The 15661-nt window shown below is 49.6% G+C and carries 14 protein-coding genes; 12 read left to right on the top strand and 2 right to left on the bottom strand.

Features of this window, described 5'->3' with window-relative positions; all coding sequences use genetic code 11:
• Window positions 1-176 precede the first annotated feature (176 nt).
• Complete coding sequence (locus MEALZ_RS14300) at window positions 177-1259, bottom strand: glycosyltransferase family 10 domain-containing protein (protein ID WP_014149365.1); 1083 nt, start codon at window positions 1257-1259, stop codon at window positions 177-179.
• A gap of 520 nt (window positions 1260-1779) precedes the next feature.
• Between MEALZ_RS14300 and MEALZ_RS14295 the strand changes: the two genes are divergently transcribed.
• Window positions 1780-2757, top strand: coding sequence for a mitochondrial fission ELM1 family protein (locus tag MEALZ_RS14295; protein WP_014149364.1), 978 nt, complete (start codon window positions 1780-1782; stop codon window positions 2755-2757).
• 71 nt (window positions 2758-2828) lie between these two features.
• Here the strand turns inward: MEALZ_RS14295 and MEALZ_RS14290 are convergent, their stop codons facing one another.
• Window positions 2829-3974, bottom strand: a complete 1146-nt coding sequence (locus MEALZ_RS14290) for a glycosyltransferase family 4 protein (protein WP_014149363.1) — start codon at window positions 3972-3974, stop codon at window positions 2829-2831.
• A gap of 361 nt (window positions 3975-4335) precedes the next feature.
• On the opposite strand from MEALZ_RS14290, the gene gspE reads away from it, so the two are divergent.
• The 11 genes from gspE to gspD all read left to right on the top strand — a co-directional run bounded on the left by gspE (window position 4336) and on the right by gspD (window position 15549).
• Entirely contained in the window at window positions 4336-6048 is a 1713-nt protein-coding gene (gspE, locus tag MEALZ_RS14285; RefSeq protein WP_014149362.1) for a type II secretion system ATPase GspE, read from the top strand.
• On the top strand, window positions 6048-7265 hold the full coding sequence (locus MEALZ_RS14280; RefSeq protein WP_014149361.1) for a type II secretion system F family protein: 1218 nt from the start codon (window positions 6048-6050) through the stop codon (window positions 7263-7265). Before gspE ends, MEALZ_RS14280 begins: the two co-directional genes overlap by 1 nt.
• An 8-nt stretch (window positions 7266-7273) precedes the next feature.
• Window positions 7274-7714 carry a type II secretion system major pseudopilin GspG gene (gene gspG, locus MEALZ_RS14275; RefSeq protein WP_014149360.1) on the top strand — a complete coding sequence of 147 codons (441 nt, stop codon included), beginning with the start codon at window positions 7274-7276 and terminating at the stop codon, window positions 7712-7714.
• A 223-nt stretch (window positions 7715-7937) separates the two neighbouring features.
• The gene (locus MEALZ_RS14265; RefSeq protein WP_046061182.1) at window positions 7938-8393 is read left to right on the top strand and encodes a GspH/FimT family pseudopilin; all 456 of its coding nucleotides are present in this window, start codon (window positions 7938-7940) and stop codon (window positions 8391-8393) included.
• A 248-nt stretch (window positions 8394-8641) separates the two neighbouring features.
• The gene (locus MEALZ_RS14260) at window positions 8642-9058 is read left to right on the top strand and encodes a prepilin-type N-terminal cleavage/methylation domain-containing protein (protein WP_014149357.1); all 417 of its coding nucleotides are present in this window, start codon (window positions 8642-8644) and stop codon (window positions 9056-9058) included.
• Between the two features lie 6 nt (window positions 9059-9064).
• Window positions 9065-9745 carry a prepilin-type N-terminal cleavage/methylation domain-containing protein gene (locus MEALZ_RS14255; RefSeq protein WP_014149356.1) on the top strand — a complete coding sequence of 227 codons (681 nt, stop codon included), beginning with the start codon at window positions 9065-9067 and terminating at the stop codon, window positions 9743-9745.
• Window positions 9745-10701, top strand: coding sequence for a type II secretion system minor pseudopilin (locus tag MEALZ_RS21065; protein WP_014149355.1), 957 nt, complete (start codon window positions 9745-9747; stop codon window positions 10699-10701). The genes MEALZ_RS14255 and MEALZ_RS21065 overlap by 1 nt, the downstream gene beginning before the upstream one ends.
• A gap of 346 nt (window positions 10702-11047) precedes the next feature.
• Entirely contained in the window at window positions 11048-12160 is a 1113-nt protein-coding gene (locus MEALZ_RS14245) for a PilN domain-containing protein (protein WP_014149354.1), read from the top strand.
• A complete protein-coding gene (gene gspM / locus MEALZ_RS14240; RefSeq protein ID WP_014149353.1) occupies window positions 12144-12728 on the top strand; it encodes a type II secretion system protein GspM in 585 nt (194 codons plus the stop codon). Before MEALZ_RS14245 ends, gspM begins: the two co-directional genes overlap by 17 nt.
• On the top strand, window positions 12725-13312 hold the full coding sequence (locus MEALZ_RS14235; RefSeq protein ID WP_014149352.1) for a hypothetical protein: 588 nt from the start codon (window positions 12725-12727) through the stop codon (window positions 13310-13312). Before gspM ends, MEALZ_RS14235 begins: the two co-directional genes overlap by 4 nt.
• 47 nt (window positions 13313-13359) lie before the next feature.
• Window positions 13360-15549, top strand: a complete 2190-nt coding sequence (gene gspD, locus MEALZ_RS14230) for a type II secretion system secretin GspD (protein ID WP_014149351.1) — start codon at window positions 13360-13362, stop codon at window positions 15547-15549.
• Window positions 15550-15661 lie beyond the last annotated feature (112 nt).

Genomic DNA, 15661 nt, shown 5'->3' with positions numbered 1-15661 from the left:
AGCAATTCCCAATTTGGAGATCAAAAAGGGTGTGGGGTATGCTTGGCGAGGATGTCGGCAGCAGGGCAGATTTTTGCGCCTGCAAAATCTGCATTCACGCCATCCTTGGCGTTCGAGCTGCCGCCAAGCCTCCATGGATGGGTTTACGCCGTTCCTCGACAGGCATACCCCACACCCTAAAATCGGAGAAACTGCTCAAACTGGGAATTGCTGCGTTTCCGGTTGCGGTTGACGCGATATTTTTCATGCAAATAGCCAATAGAGCTGAGCAAAGATTGTTTATTGATCGCTTTGCGGGAGCGGATCATGTTGTCATGCGCTAATGACTTTATCGGTTCATGATGCCGTTCGATGTGCCGGCTGAGAACCGAAAATAAATTATAGTCCTCCAAAACCCGGCGCCGGGCTTCAAGAATGAAAGGTAAACGCTTTTCGTATTCGTGGTTTTCGATAGCGTCCTTAATGATGCGGTAAGATTTATCTACATCGAAAATATCGATATAAATGAAACTTTCTTTAGGAAAATAATCCTCGACATTGGTGCAACCGAAGTAAAAAGGCAGCGTAAAGCCCAAAAAGGCATCGGCTAATTTTTCGGTCCAATGATGATCGCCGACAAAGTTTTCGATGGCGATGTGATAACGATAAGCATCTAGCGCAACGGCTTTGTCATCCATATCGCGAACGCCGTGACCGAATATTTCCAGCTCGGGCAGACGTTTTTTTAGCGCTTGAGTAAATCGATAACGTTGGTTATGCAGGGTATGTTTTTGCTGTTTGCTGGAGCAGACCGTCGAAATGGTGAGGCTTTTGTTCGGTTGCATGACCGCGAGACGGTCATAAGGAATTTCGGTTTGCTTGCCGATGCCGTAAAACCAAATCAGGGCCGGTTGAGAAAACATCCTGTTGGGGTGCGAAAGAGCAAAATTTTCCTGACTGGTCAATACATGGCCGAATTGAGCGGTATAGGAGCTTCCGTATACTTTGATCGTCGAAGGTTCGGTCGTTATCAGCAGCGTGTTTTGTTTAGAACAACGGAGCTTTTCTTCGCGTAATGAAAAACGTTCGCCGCCGACTTTAGGTAAGTCGTCATAGACGACCAACCAATCGTAATCTTCCAAGTCCGGATCGAAACTAAAGGTACAGTCTCCCCAGGCATTCGTATTTCCTGGGAATTGTCGCATGAACATGCGCGATTCCGTTTTGGCGAGAAACTTGACGACGATAGGGGATGACGGTTTGAATGCTTCTTTTATCATTAGGCTTGGATTGAGCGGTGAGTTTTATTAAGGCAAATGTTGGCAAAATTCATGCGATCAATAACTTAATAAATTGATGGAATTGCTTAATAAGGCTAATTATACTGGCTCGCCACGGAATTCGAACCTTTTGTTTGACAAAGAAGATTGATCTTAGGATTTCGTGATAAATAACGTCCTGGAACTATGAGCCTTGTTGAGGGTTTGGTCACTCGCTTGGCAGGACGCCGTGAATACGTCCGTGTAGGCTTGACGGCGCCGACTGATTGCCATGGATGGCATGAATGCAGATTTTGCATTACGCCATGGATGGCGTGTATTAGGGCAATGCAGGGCAGAAAAATGCTCCTGCATTTTCTGCATTCATTACATCCATGTAACTCAGCAATTGCCGAGGAGCAAAAATCTGCCCTGCCGCCGACACCTGCCAATCGAGCAACCGAACCCTCCTTAAAATAAGGAAGTTATTTACGGCCAAATCCTTAGTGCGGCTTATTTAAACCGATTAGGAAGAACGAATTTGAACACACAGATTAAAACTTGTTGGGTATTGACATTGGGAATACCCGGAATGGACAACCAATCGCTCGGTTTAGCCCAAGCATTAGGTTTGGAAATCGAACAAAAGCGGATTTGTTTGACCTGGCCTTGGCGGCATTTGCCGTCGCGTTTTTGTTTCGCGCCATTGCGCTTTTTGGGGGCGGGCAGCTCGGACTTCAGTTCGCCCTGGCCCGATGTCGTGATCGGGACCGGACGACGCACGGTAGCCGTGGCTTTGGCAATAAAAAAAGCCAGTGGCGGCAAAACCTTCAATATTCGCATACAAGATCCTTACTACGCCTACGATAAGTTTGATGTCATTGTTACGCCGAGACATGACGGCTTGTCGGGTCCCAATATCCTGAATAGCATCGGCGGACTCCATACGATTACACCGACTCGTCTCAAGCTTGCAGCCGAGCATTTTGCGCCGCAATTTGCCGACCTCCCTCGTCCTTTAGTTGCCGTAATGGTGGGCGGTTCCAATAAATGTTATCGAATGACGGCCCAAATTGGTAGGCAGCTCGGTGCTAGGCTAGCGGCATTGTCAAAAGAAACCGGAGCGGGCATTTTATTGACGACTTCCCGGCGCACCGGCGCCGAAGTCGAAGCCGTGTTGCGTGAAGAGCTGAGCGATACGCCTTCGTTTATTTGGGACGGTTCCGGTGAGAATCCGTATTTGGGTTTTCTAAGCTTGGCGGATGCAATTTTGGTAACCGCCGATTCGGTCAATATGGTTTCCGAAGCGTGCACGACCGGAAAACCGGTTTATGTCATAGAACTTGACGGCGGCTCGGATAAATTCAATCGATTTCATCAAATCATGCAATCGGAAGGCTATACAAGGCCTTTTAGAGGAAAGCTGGAAAACTGGACTTACACGCCGCTCGACGATGTCGGCAATGCTGCTCGGGAAATCGGTCGGCGAATGAGCTTGAAAACCTACTCAAAAACTTGAAACAATTTTTACATTTATTATGGCACGATCAATGGCGATGCCGCGTTTTGCATGGATGACATGTTCGGATTTTAGCGGTCGAGAACAACGCGCCTTTTGTCAGCCATCAATTCTCGATAGGTCTTTAACGTTTCCGAGCACATGTTTTCCAACGTGAAAATATCATTACGCCTGATCTGAACGGAGCTACCGGTCAATATTTTTCGAGTGACCTCGGCGGCCTCGTTAACATTCCCGACTTCGATCTTACCTTCCGGAAACAATCGCTCTAGTTGTTCCTTGACGCCGCCGTGACTATAGCCAACGACCGGAACGCCCAGGCTCAAAGACTCGGTAACGGTGCGGCCGAAGGACTCCGGCTCTTTCGACAGGGAAAAAACTGCCTTCGAGATTGCGATGATGTTTTGCAAGTCGCTTCGGTGGCCGGTAAACGTGATGTCATTGTTCAATTGCTTCTCGTGGATCAGTCGCTCGAGCTCTTGTCTGTATTCTTTTTTCTTAGGCGAGGTCTCGCCGACGATCAGCCCATGCACGGGCAGGCCTGACTGTTTCAATTCGGCGATAATTTGGATGAAGTCTTCAATGCCTTTGCGGCGAGACAAGCGTCCCGCGAAAGTCAGCAACGGCTTATTTCGTGTTTGCGGATAAGTAGCTATCCAGTGATCCTGCCAGTTTTGGTTGGGAAAAAAATCCGGGTTATACAGCGTCATATCGACGCCTCGGTAGACCACCGAAATTTTTTCGGGATCGACATCGGGGTAAGAGCGCAGAATATAATCGCGCATCATCTCAGAGACGGTGATGATACGTTCGCTTTTGGTCATGATCGCGCTGTAACGATTGACCGAATGCTGACCATGAAAAGTCGAAATCAGCCTAGGCCTTTCATTTTCCGGTAGGCTTTTCCAGGCCAAATAAACCACCCAAGCGGGTAGCCTCGAGCGTACGTGAACGATGTCCGGGCGAATATCCCGCATCAGTTGTTTAAACCAAGGAATATATTTCAACGTCGACAGTTTTTTGGCGCCAATGTCCGCTTCGATATGTCGGCTACCTTCGTCGATTAATGATTGCACCAAGCGTCCGGCCGCCGAAACGACAATCGATTCATGCCCCTGTTTGACCAAGTAACGGCCGATTTCGAGCGTGCCCTTTTCGACCCCGCCGCTGTTTAAGGCTGGCAAAACTTGAATTACCGTAATTTTATGATTAAACATCGTAATTTTATGTGAAATTTTTAAGCGAGGCTGAGTCTGAACTCCTCCATGTATATCCATCGCAGATCAAAATTCGGCACCAGGGTGTCCGTCAAAGGACGCCGTGAATACATCCCTGTAGGCTCTATGCCAGCTCCATGCTGGCAAAGCCTTTGCCGCACACCCTGGCGCCTCCTCAGGCACTGTCGAAATTTGAAGTGCGAAAGGTATAGAATGAAAGTTTACTGTGAGTATCGTAAGCGCTCAACTATAAAGTGTGGCATTGTCTAACATTAGGTGGGCATAGGCGCAAAATCCAAATCAATTTTACTGACACCCATAGTTTATAATCTGCCGGAATCATCATAGCCAGGACTGTTCAATGGATTACTCAATTGCCAAGTACGCGCCTGAATACCACCCCTTTCTTAGTTATCTACAGCGCCAAGATAAATTGACCGATGCCGAGTTAAAAAAGGTCGATCGAGTCATGCAGTCGACGGTGGCCGAAACCTTGCCGCATTTATTGATTAAACTCGGTATTTGTTCGGAAAGCGATATCGCGGAAGCTTTTATTGTAACGCATGACATAGAAAAAGTCGGGGTCGAGGATTACCCGCTTGAAACGCCTTTGTCCAATGATGTGTCCCTGCGATTTCTGAAACAATTTCATGTAATCGGTTTACGCGATACCGATGATGCAATTCATGTTGCGGTAATGGATCCGGAAAATCGCTTTGTGTTGGATGCGTTGCAACTGGCAACCGGCAAGCCGATTATTGCGAAAGTTGGGCTGATGTCGGAAATCGATGCCGCGCTCGAACTGCAATACGGCGAAGGTAAATCGCAAATGGATAAGCTATTTGCCAATCTAGATACAGACGAGATCGGCGAAGAGGATCTGGAACACCTTAAAGACATGGCGAGCGAAGCGCCGGTCATCAAAATGGTTAATCTGATCATGCAGCGCGCGATTGAGAGCCGGGCTTCGGATATTCATATCGAGCCATTCGAACAGCGCTTGAAAGTCCGTTTACGCGTCGACGGCGTGCTGCAAAATATCGATGCGCCGCCGGTAACATCGACCGCGGCCGTGCTTTCGCGTATAAAAATCATGGCCAAACTCAATATCGCCGAGCGCCGATTGCCGCAAGACGGCCGAATCAAGCTGCAAATGCTGGGCAAGGAATTGGATTTGCGGGTCTCGACGATTCCAACTTTATACGGCGAAAGTGTCGTAATGCGCCTATTGGATAAAGAGGCGACGGTATTGGATTTTAAAGCCCTCGGGTTTGCGGGTAGGCAATACGAAAAATTTGTCGAAGTATTGAGTCAACCGCACGGCATTATTCTGATTACCGGGCCGACCGGCAGCGGTAAATCGACAACCTTATATACGGCCCTTAAACAACTGAATACGGCCGAGCGTAAAATCATCACCGTCGAAGATCCGATCGAATATCAATTGGAAGGCATCAATCAAATTCAAGCCAAGCCGCAGATAGGATTGAATTTTGCCGCGGCGCTACGGTCCATCGTCAGACAAGACCCCGATGTGATCATGATCGGCGAAATGCGCGATATCGAAACCGCAAGAATCGCCGTGCAATCGGCGTTGACCGGACATTTGGTATTGTCCACTCTGCATACCAACGATGCGGCAGGCGGTGTGACGCGTTTATTGGATATGGGCTTGGAAGAATACCTGCTGAGTTCGACTGTCAACGGAATTTTAGCGCAGCGCTTGGTCAGAAAACTTTGTCCTCATTGTAAAACCGCTTATTCGGTCGATTCCGCATTGGCCGAAGAATTGAAGTTGAGACATTTTCAACCGGACGGCGATTTGGTTCTCTATAAAGCAACCGGTTGTCAGGCCTGCAACGGTCTAGGATATAAAGGGCGGATGTCGATCATCGAATTTTTGGTGATGACCGATCCCATTCGTCGATTGATCATGGCGCATGCGGAAGCCGGGGAAATTCACCGGTTGGCAATTGGCGAGGGAATGCTTACCATGTATGAAGACGGTTTGGTCAAAGCCTTGCAGGGCTTGACCACTCTGGAAGAAATTTTACGCGTGACGACGGAATCCTGATGGCACTCTATGCGTATAAAGCCGTAAATACTAACGGCGAAGTTGAAGACGGTTTGCGTGAAGTCGCCGACGAAGCGGCTTTGATCGCCGAATTGCAAACGGAAGGTTTTATCCCGCTTCACGTTTCTTTATCGAAAGGCAGAACATTTCTCGGGTTACGACTGGGGGCTAAACAGCTTAGGCTGTCGCAAAAAGAGGTATTGATGTTGACCGGCGAGTTGGCCACTTTGCTGGATTCGGGCCTACCTCTCGACAAATCGCTTTCGGTGTTAATCGATTTGACCGAGGAAAATGAAAAATTGAGCAAATTGCTCGCGCGCGTATTGGAAAAAGTCAAAGGCGGGACGTCTCTTGCCGATGCCTTGCAGAGTCAAGCCGGCGTGTTCTCCAAATTTTATCTGAATATGATCCGAGCCGGAGAGGCGGGCGGTAATCTAGGCGGCGTTTTGGTGCGCTTGGCGGACTATCTCGAGCGCTCGCGGGAGCTTAAGGATACGGTGAGCACCGCACTGATATACCCGATCATTTTAATGGTCATGTCGTTTGCATCGTTGTTTGTGATGCTAACTTTTGTGGTGCCTCAATTTACCGAGATGTTCGAAAGCGCCGGCCAGGCATTGCCGGTGCCGACTCAGATTGTCGTGGGCCTGGCCAATTGGCTACAAAACTACTGGTGGTTATTGTTGGCGATAATAGTATCGGCCTATATTTATATGAATCATCAACTGGCGGAGCCGGCGTCTCGCAAAGGGTGGGATGCCCGGTTTCTAAAAATGCCGTTGGTGGGCAACATTTTGCTTGCGATGGAAACCGCGAACATTACCCGTACGCTCGGCACGCTGTTAGGAAACGGCGTATCGATCATCAGTGCGTTGACGATCGTCCGCGAGACCGTGTCGAACTTAACGCTGGTAGACGCGGTCAGAGATGCCGAAGAGCAGCTCAAACAAGGTCGTCATATGTCCGACGCTTTACTCGACAAGGGCGTATTACCTAAAATGGCGATGCAAATGATCCGGATGGGAGAGGAAACCGGTCGTTTGGAAGAGATGCTGTTGCGTGTCGCGACGATTTACGACAAGCAGCTCAAAGTATCGATACAGCGTATGCTAGCTCTATTGGAGCCGGTATTGATCATAACTTTAGGACTCATGATTGCCGGTATCATTATTTCAATCTTGTTGGCAATTTTGAGTGTAAACGATTTGGCCTTTTAGGAAAAAACATGAAACGATTGGGAATAAAACGATTAAGAATTAAAAACAGCGGTTTTACCTTGCTCGAATTACTCGTGGTATTAGGCATTATTGCGATGTTGGCCGGTGTTGTCGGTCCGCAGGTCATGAAGCATATGGGGGCGTCGAAAACCAAGACCGCCATCGTTCAAATCGCCGATCTTTCAGCCGCGCTCGATATGTACAAACTCGATGTCGGGCGTTATCCGACCACCGAACACGGCTTGCAGGCGCTGATCGAAAAACCTAACGACGTGGATCGTTGGAACGGTCCGTATTTACGGAAAAACCGGATTCCTTTGGATCCTTGGCAACAACCCTATTTTTATAAATCGCCGGGCGAGCATGGCCGATTCGATTTGTATACGCTCGGTGCCGATCAAAAAGAAGGGGGAGACGGCGAGGATCAAGATATTGTCAGTTGGGAATGACTTTATTCATTGCAGCAATTCCCAGTTTGAACATATTCTCGGAGCTGAGGGAGTGGAGCATGCCTGTCAAGGAACGCCGTGAACCCATCCTTGGGGGATTGACGGCGGCTCTCCCTGCCGCCGACATCCTAGCCAAGCATACTCCACACCCTTTTTTACACTCAAATTGGGAATTGCTGTTATCCATTGAATTGTTTATTCGGGTTCGTCGGCATTGTTTAGAATGGTAGCAATATCTCGAGCCAATCGCGGGTTCACGATGATCGAATTGGCCGTAGTGCTGTTTATCATGGTGCTGGCCTTCGGCGCTGTCGGTATATCGATTTCATCAGGTAACGATGCAACGACGATTAAAACGGCGGCGCGAGATATGATTTCGGCCCTGCGTTATGCAAGAGGGCAGGCCTTGATGCTTGGCGAAGAGACGACCGTGACGATCGATTTCGGCGACAACACCTATTATATTAGTACGCGCGATAAGGTTTACCAGATTCCGCAAAATATCCAAGTCAGGCTTGTGACGGCGGAAAGCGAGTACAGTCAGGACGGTCGGGCCAGTGTCCGTTTCTTCGGCGACGGTTCTTCAACCGGCGGACGGCTGACGATGGAATTGGATCAATGGGTATGGCGCATCGAAATCAATTGGTTAACCGGATTGATCGACCTGACCGATGCCTAAGGAATATGTACAAAATAACTTCCCGAAATAGTAAGCTTTGTGGAGATTCGGTGACTCGCTTGCCAGGACGCCGTAAATACATCCCAGCAATTCCCAGTTTGAGCAGTTTCGCCGATCTTAGGGGGTGGGGTATGCCAGTCGAGGAACGCCGTAAATCCGCCCACGGGGGCTTGGCGGCGACTTTCCCGCCGCCGACATCTACCAATCGAGTCTCCGAATATCCTTCCGACATTTGATAAAGTTATTTCATGCCCGTTTCTAAGCAGCAAGGTTTCTCATTGATGGAAATTCTAGTGGCCTTTGCGATTATGGCGATGGCCTTAGGTGTTTTGCTCCGGATTTTTTCGGGCGGTATCAATACTGCAATCGTTGCCGACGATTATTCGTCGGCTGTGCAAATCGCGGAGTCTTTAATGGCGCGGGCGGGCGTGGAAACGCCGCTGCAAGCCAGCCAATTTTCAGGTACGGAATTCGATCGCTATGAATGGCTAGTTGTTATCCGACCGGCCGATTTTCAACTGCAACCTTCAGGTAATCAAAACGAATTGCCGCTATTGTATCGCATCGATGTTAGGGTTAGTTGGTCTGAAGAAGCCGCCGAGCCGCGCGTTTTTCAATTAAAAACGCTACGTTTAGGACGGGCGGAAGCCGCAAGCAGTCGATAGCCGCCCATGTCTAAAACTCATTACACATCGAAGAAGCAAACCGGTTTTACGCTAATAGAAATTATGCTGGCCATGACCTTATTGAGCGTCATGATGGTCTTGCTATTCGGCACGCTCAGAATCAGTGCGCAAAGTTGGGAGGCGGGCGAGGGTAAAGTGGCTCAGAGCGGCGAAGCCGCGTTGGTCTATCAATTTTTTCGCAGGCACTTGGGCGTCACGCAACCGTTGTGGCAAGACTTTAACCCCGATCAAGAACGAGCCTTCTCGTTTGTCGGCAGACCCGATGCCCTTCAATTCGTATCGCCGCTTCCTGCCAGTGCGGCTCGTCCCGGTTTGCAAATGTTTAGCGTGTATTTGCGGCAAGTGGGCGGCGACAAATGGCTGACTGTTGCGGTTCAACCCTTCTTTCCGGAAGCAGAAGGACAAGCTGCGCAGGATGAAGGCGTCGTAATTCTTAAGCATGTGAACTCTTTCCAGGTCGGTTATTTCGGCATGGATCCGCTTTCCGGAGCAAACGGGTGGCAGGATGAGTGGGTGGATAGAGAAGCGTTACCGCGTTTGGTCAGAATCAGGATTGTTCGCGACAACGAATTGTATTGGCCGGATATGTTTATCGCCTTAAAAGCCGCGGCGGATACCGCCGTCGGTCCCGAATTTTCTGGCGGCATTGACCAGGGGTTCGATTAATGCGGCAAAAGGGTTTGGCATTGGTGTTGGTGCTTTGGGTGCTGACGTTGTTAACGATCATGGCCGGAAGTTTTGCGCTGAGTATGCGCCGGGAATCGTCTATAATGTTCGGGATGAAGACTAGGGCCGAGGCCCAAGCTTTTGCGGAGGCCGGCATTGCGGTGGCGGAATTGATGATGCTGGAAGAAGACCCGTTAAAACGCTGGGATGCCGATGGTCAAATTTATGAATTTAGTTTCGATGAGGCCGTGATACGAGTCCGTATTCTTGCGGAAAACGGCAAGGTCGACATTAATCGGGCGGAATTGGATTTATTGCTCAAACTTTTGAGGTACGCACCGGTAGAGGTTGATAGGCAAACGCGGGTCGCCAACGCCATTATCGATTGGCGCGATCAGGATGACGACACGCGCGAAGACGGCGCCGAGAAAAAAGAATATCAAGCGGCCGGCTTGAGATATGCCCCTCGTAACCAAGCATTCCAGTCGCTCGAGGAATTGCAAATGGTTCTAGGCGTGGATGCCGTGCTCTACGACTGGCTAGAGCCGTTTATTACCATTGAATCCGGTCAAGCAGGTGTCGATCTCGACAAAGCCTCGGCGGAATTGCGATATATGCTGGAAAACGAGGACAACTTTGCCGCCAAACCGATAACAGGGAGATCCGATGCCGAGAATGCCGTCCCTAGGGTTAGAGCTTTTTCGCCGACTGAGCAGGGAGGCGAGATGCCGGGAGAATTCGAAATGCAGGAAGACGATCAAGCGCAGCCCGGTAGATCGGCAAGTGGCGCGTTGACTATTGTTTCGGAGGCCATGGTCGGCGAGGGCGTCACGGCGGGTGTCAAGGTTTTGGTTAGGCGTTCGAGTAACCCGGGCCAACCTTTTTCGGTGGCTCGGTGGCAACCGATACATTCCAAAGTCCACTCTTTATTCGCCTATGAAATGGAAAATTATTGATGTGAGCCAAGCGCCGTGGCTTGCATAGGTCACGGTCAAAACGTGTAGGACGGGCTAACAAACCCTGCTTGCCAAGGCCGTAGGGTGCGCATCGCGTACCTTTCCACGGTACCGAGCCTGACGATAGGTCCCGACCCAGGTGCGCGATGCGCAACCTACGATTGATGGATGCCGAGCTGAAGCTCGCGTAACGGAAAAGACGCATTCTTGTCATCTTTTCCTTATACCCTTAGCCGTTTATGTAACACGGACAAATCGACTTTAATGAGACAATCCACCAATCTTACGTTTAATGAAAACTCGTATTTTTACCCACTGAAACTCAACTAGAAACAAAACATGACCAATGCTGAATCTTGATGCGAACATTGATCTGGATGTAAAAAAGTTTTTTCGGTGGTGGGGAAACGAGCTTTCTCATTTATTGCCCGAAGAGATCAAGAAAATTCTTGATCAACAACAAAGTAAACTGATTTTACGGCCTCATGCCTCCTCATTCTCGTTAACCTATGAAGTCGGCGAAGCGATTGAAAACCTTGGCGAATTTTCAAGGGATGCGGCGGGAGTCGAGGCGATCAAGAAAATTTTGGCAAAAGATGCGCGCTACGAGAAAACCCAATTCATCGTGCGGCTTGCGCCTTCCGATGCGATTAGCAAGGAGCTGACCTTTCCGATTGCCGCCGCGGAAAATTTACAACAAGTGATTGCTTATGAAATCGATCGCCTAACTCCGTTTAACAAAGATCAAGTCTATTTTTCAGTCAAGCTGGTCGAAAAAAACAAGCAAGCCGGCATCGTGCGCCTCGTTTTGGTGTTGACGCCAAAGGATAAATTGGATGCTTTATTAGATGAGTTGACGGCATTAACGCTGCATCCGTCGCTAATCGACTACGAACCGGTAAGCAATCAAGCGAAATCGGACGTATCCCATTATAATCTCTTGCCGGCACATCGCCGCGAAAACAAAATACCTTGGCACAGCTATGTACACGGCGGCTTGGCAGCGTTGTTTTTCTTACTGCTGTCCGTCGCGATGGTCTTACCTATTTGGCTGGAAAGTCGGGCTGTAGCGGCTCTTAGAGATGACATTGCGGTTATCGAAAAAGAAGCGAGAGCCGTTGAAAACATTCAAGCCGAAATCGATACCATTATTGCGCGAGCGCAACAACTGATCGCTAAAAAACAGCAGTCGCCGACAATCGTCGATATATTGAACACCCTCAGCGAATTGATAAAAGACGATACTTGGCTCAATTATTTGCGTTTTAACGAAGGTCGGCTACAGTTTCAAGGCCAATCGCCGGCCGCATCGGCGCTCATCTCAAAATTGGAAGAATCGGAACTATTTGCCAATGCTCGTTTCGTATCGCCGGTCACCCGCGATAGACTGAGCGGTTTAGAGCGTTTTCAGCTATCCGTGGATATTAAACCTAGGAGCGGCGATGACGCTACTCGATAAATACCCGCCGCAACGCCTAGTCGCCGTAGGCTTGTTGATTGCGGTCGTATTGATGGTGATCGGCTTTCTGGTGGTGCCCTTGATCAATGCGGCCTTGGATTTACGCGAAGAAAAACACGAGTTGCTGTTTCGTTTGGATCGTTATCAACGGATAACCGACAGAAAAGAAGCGGTGACGGCCAATGTCGAAAAAATCAAGCAGGCCAATGCCGCACAAAGTTTTTTTAGCCGGCACAAATCGGAGGCTCTGGCTTCCGCGGAATTACAACAGACGGTCAGGGCCGCGATTGCCAATGCAGGGGGCGAATTAATCAGTACTCAGGTGTTACCGAGTAAAACCGAAGGTCAATATAGTCGAATCGCGATAAAAATTAGAATGAACGGCGATATGGAAGAGTTTCGCTCGGTTTTGCTGCAACTCGAATCGGCCGTACCCTTCATAATCATCGACGACCTTGACATTCGCCCCGAACGAGGCAGGCGCAACCGGATAACCCGAAAGGTCGAGCCTAGCAATAAAATGAACGTCAGCTTTCAGGCTTCCGGTTTCATGGGTAAAGAGCCATGATCAATCCGGCATTAGTCAAATTACTGAGCGCTGCCTGTGCGGTTTTAGTCGTCATTATCGCAGGCGAATGGTGGTATTGGGAGCAGGCGAACGACATACCGGCCGGCGAAGCCCAAACGCTATCGACAGACTATGAGGAATTGACGTTCCCGCAATTTCAAAGCGATCGGCCAAGCGAAGAACGGTATAACGATTTAGTCAGTCGCCCGCTATTTATCGAAGGCCGACGACCGGCACCCGAACCGGATCCGGATCTGGAAAGTGCGTCGGAAACGAGCTCGGAAACCTTGGATTGGGAATTGACCGGTATCTATACGGTTCAGCAAAAGCCCCATGTATTGTTACGAAGAATCAAGCCGCTACCCGATCAAAAAAACCATAAAAAAATGCCAGTTGAAGAAGATGTTGACGGTTGGCGCTTAGTTGAAATATTGCCGGATAAAGCGATATTTGAAAGAGGCATGGGGCGGCAAGAATTGATCTTGAGAAAACCGAAACAAAAAGAACCGACTTCCGGAAGACGCCCGCTTACACCACCAAAACGCCCGGCAGCGCCGAAGCTACCGTCGCCAGCCTCCAAGTAACGCCGGAAACGGCCTTAGTGAACCTGATTCAGAAATAACAATTCAAGATGAATAAAGTGAACCGATTCCATGCGATGATTATGGCATTGTTAACCCTGTCGACTGGGGGGTGCGAGCTATTGGGTCCTCAGGCCCGACAAAAATTGTCTTTGGTGGAGCCCAAAATCGACGACTTAGAGGCGCACCAAAAGTTTTTCGAACAACTGGGGCAAGAAACCAAAACAGAAGATAAAGACAAGCTGCATGCCGAAGTCTATCCGGGCACGGGATTGCCGGTCGGTGATGTGATCAGGCGCGCCGGTCCGCCCGTAGGTCAGGGGTCTTACAGTTTGAATTTCGACGAAGCCGACCTCGGGGAGGTTGCCAAGGTCATTATTGGCGACATTTTGGGTAAGAATTATGTGTTGAGTCCTAAAGTCGCCGGCAAAGTAACCTTGCAAACCACCCAGCCGTTGACGCGCGAACAAGTGCTGCCGACGCTGGAAATGCTGTTGAGCATGAACAGCGCGGCCTTGGTCAAGGACGACGGCGGTGTTTACCATATTGAACCTGCGGCCGATGCGCTCTATACCTCGGCCTTGTCGCTGGCCGACCGGCGCGGACGCGTATTGCCTGCCGGTTATCAAGTCAACGTCATTCCGGTTAGGAATGTCGGTGTCGACAATATCGTCGAAATACTTAAGCCGTTGCTGCAGGAAAAAACCTTGTTGCATTCCGACCCGTCCAGAAATCTGCTACTGGTAGGCGGCACCGCGGCTGAATTGCTGCGCGTACAGGAGATCGTCGGGATTTTCGATGTCGATATGATGCGCGGCCGGTCTTTCGCGTTGTTTCCGTTGACGCATGTCGACCCGCCGACCTTGATTGAAGAGCTGGAACAAATTGTCGATAAAAAAAGCAAGGAGGATGAAGGTCAATTTTTTCGCTTCATCGCGATCGAGCGCATGAACGCGATATTGGCGATCACGCATCAATCGCGTTATTTGAGCGACATCGAAAATTGGATCATTCGGCTCGACCGGGCGCAATCGGCGACCGGCGGCGGTGTTAATGTCTATAAAGTACAGCATGTCGATGCGGTGCAATTGGCTGCGACCCTGAGCGAAATTTACGGCGTCCCGGCGTCCCAAGTCGGCATGGGGCAAGCGTCGGTAGCACCGGGGCGACGATCGGTCGAAGTGACCAGTCGTCCGCAACAAAGAGGCGGCTTAGGTGGGTTAGGCGGGCAGATTCGCCAAGTCCAGCGTCCGATGCAAGCATCCGGAACCGGGGTTAAGGTTAAGGGCGTCGAGGATGTGCGCATCATCCCCGACGAGATCAACAACTCGCTCGTGATCGTCGCGACCGCACAGGAATACAACGTGATCAAGGGCGTGATCAAACAGTTGGATGTGATGCCGTTGCAGGTTTTGATCGATGCGACGATTGTGGATGTGACGCTACAAGATGAGTTGAAATATGGTATCCAATGGTTTTTTGAGCATGGAGCCGGTGGGAACAATACTATTACCGGGGGGGGAAGCACCAGTGTTATTCGAACATTAGCACCAGTAGCTTTGGGAGCAATGTCGGGGGGGTTAAGCTATGCCTTTGTTTCAGGCGATATTAAGGCTGTATTGAATGCTCAGGCATCGAAAGGTAATACCAATATCATTTCTTCACCTTCGCTGATGGTGTTGAATAATCAAGAAGCGTCTATACAAGTCGGTAGGGAGGTCTCTCTGAGAACGGGGACGACAACTCCTCTGGGCGGTACTACAGCGGCTCCCGATAATTCGCTTATTGCTACTCAGCAACTGCAACAACGGCAAACCGGCGTCAAATTGAAAATCAAACCTAGAGTCAATGCCGGCGGTCTAGTCATCATGGAAATCGAGCAGAGTGTGGAAGATATAATTGCAAGTGCGGAACCAACAAGTACGGGCAATCCAGATATTCAGACACGGGAAATTATGAGTTCGGTCGCGGTACAAAGCGGTGAAACCATCGTATTAGGTGGCCTAATCCAAGAAAATAACAATTACGGTAGGGCCGGTGTGCCGTGGTTGCATGAGCTACCGTTGATCGGCCCGTTATTCGGTAGTACGGATACTAGTGCTACCAAAACCGAATTGGTTATCCTATTGACTCCTAGAGTCGTCACCGGCCGCCATGATGCTAGGTTGGTCACCGACGAATTTAAACGTAAACTGACCGGCATCTACCGCATCGAGCCGACCGAAATGGAAATCCGGTAGGGTGCGCACCATTAACCCAAAAAAAAAGCAGTTGATATGTGTTTTAGACCGTTCGTGCTGAGCCAAGTCGAAGCATGAAGGGTCTAAAACATTTTCACCGGTTTGGTGAAGC

Origin of the sequence: Methylotuvimicrobium alcaliphilum 20Z (genome assembly GCF_000968535.2) — a bacterium.
GTDB lineage: Bacteria > Pseudomonadota > Gammaproteobacteria > Methylococcales > Methylomonadaceae > Methylotuvimicrobium > Methylotuvimicrobium alcaliphilum.
Note: the sequence above shows the minus strand (reverse complement) of the source record. Positions and strands in the feature narration are given on the sequence as shown.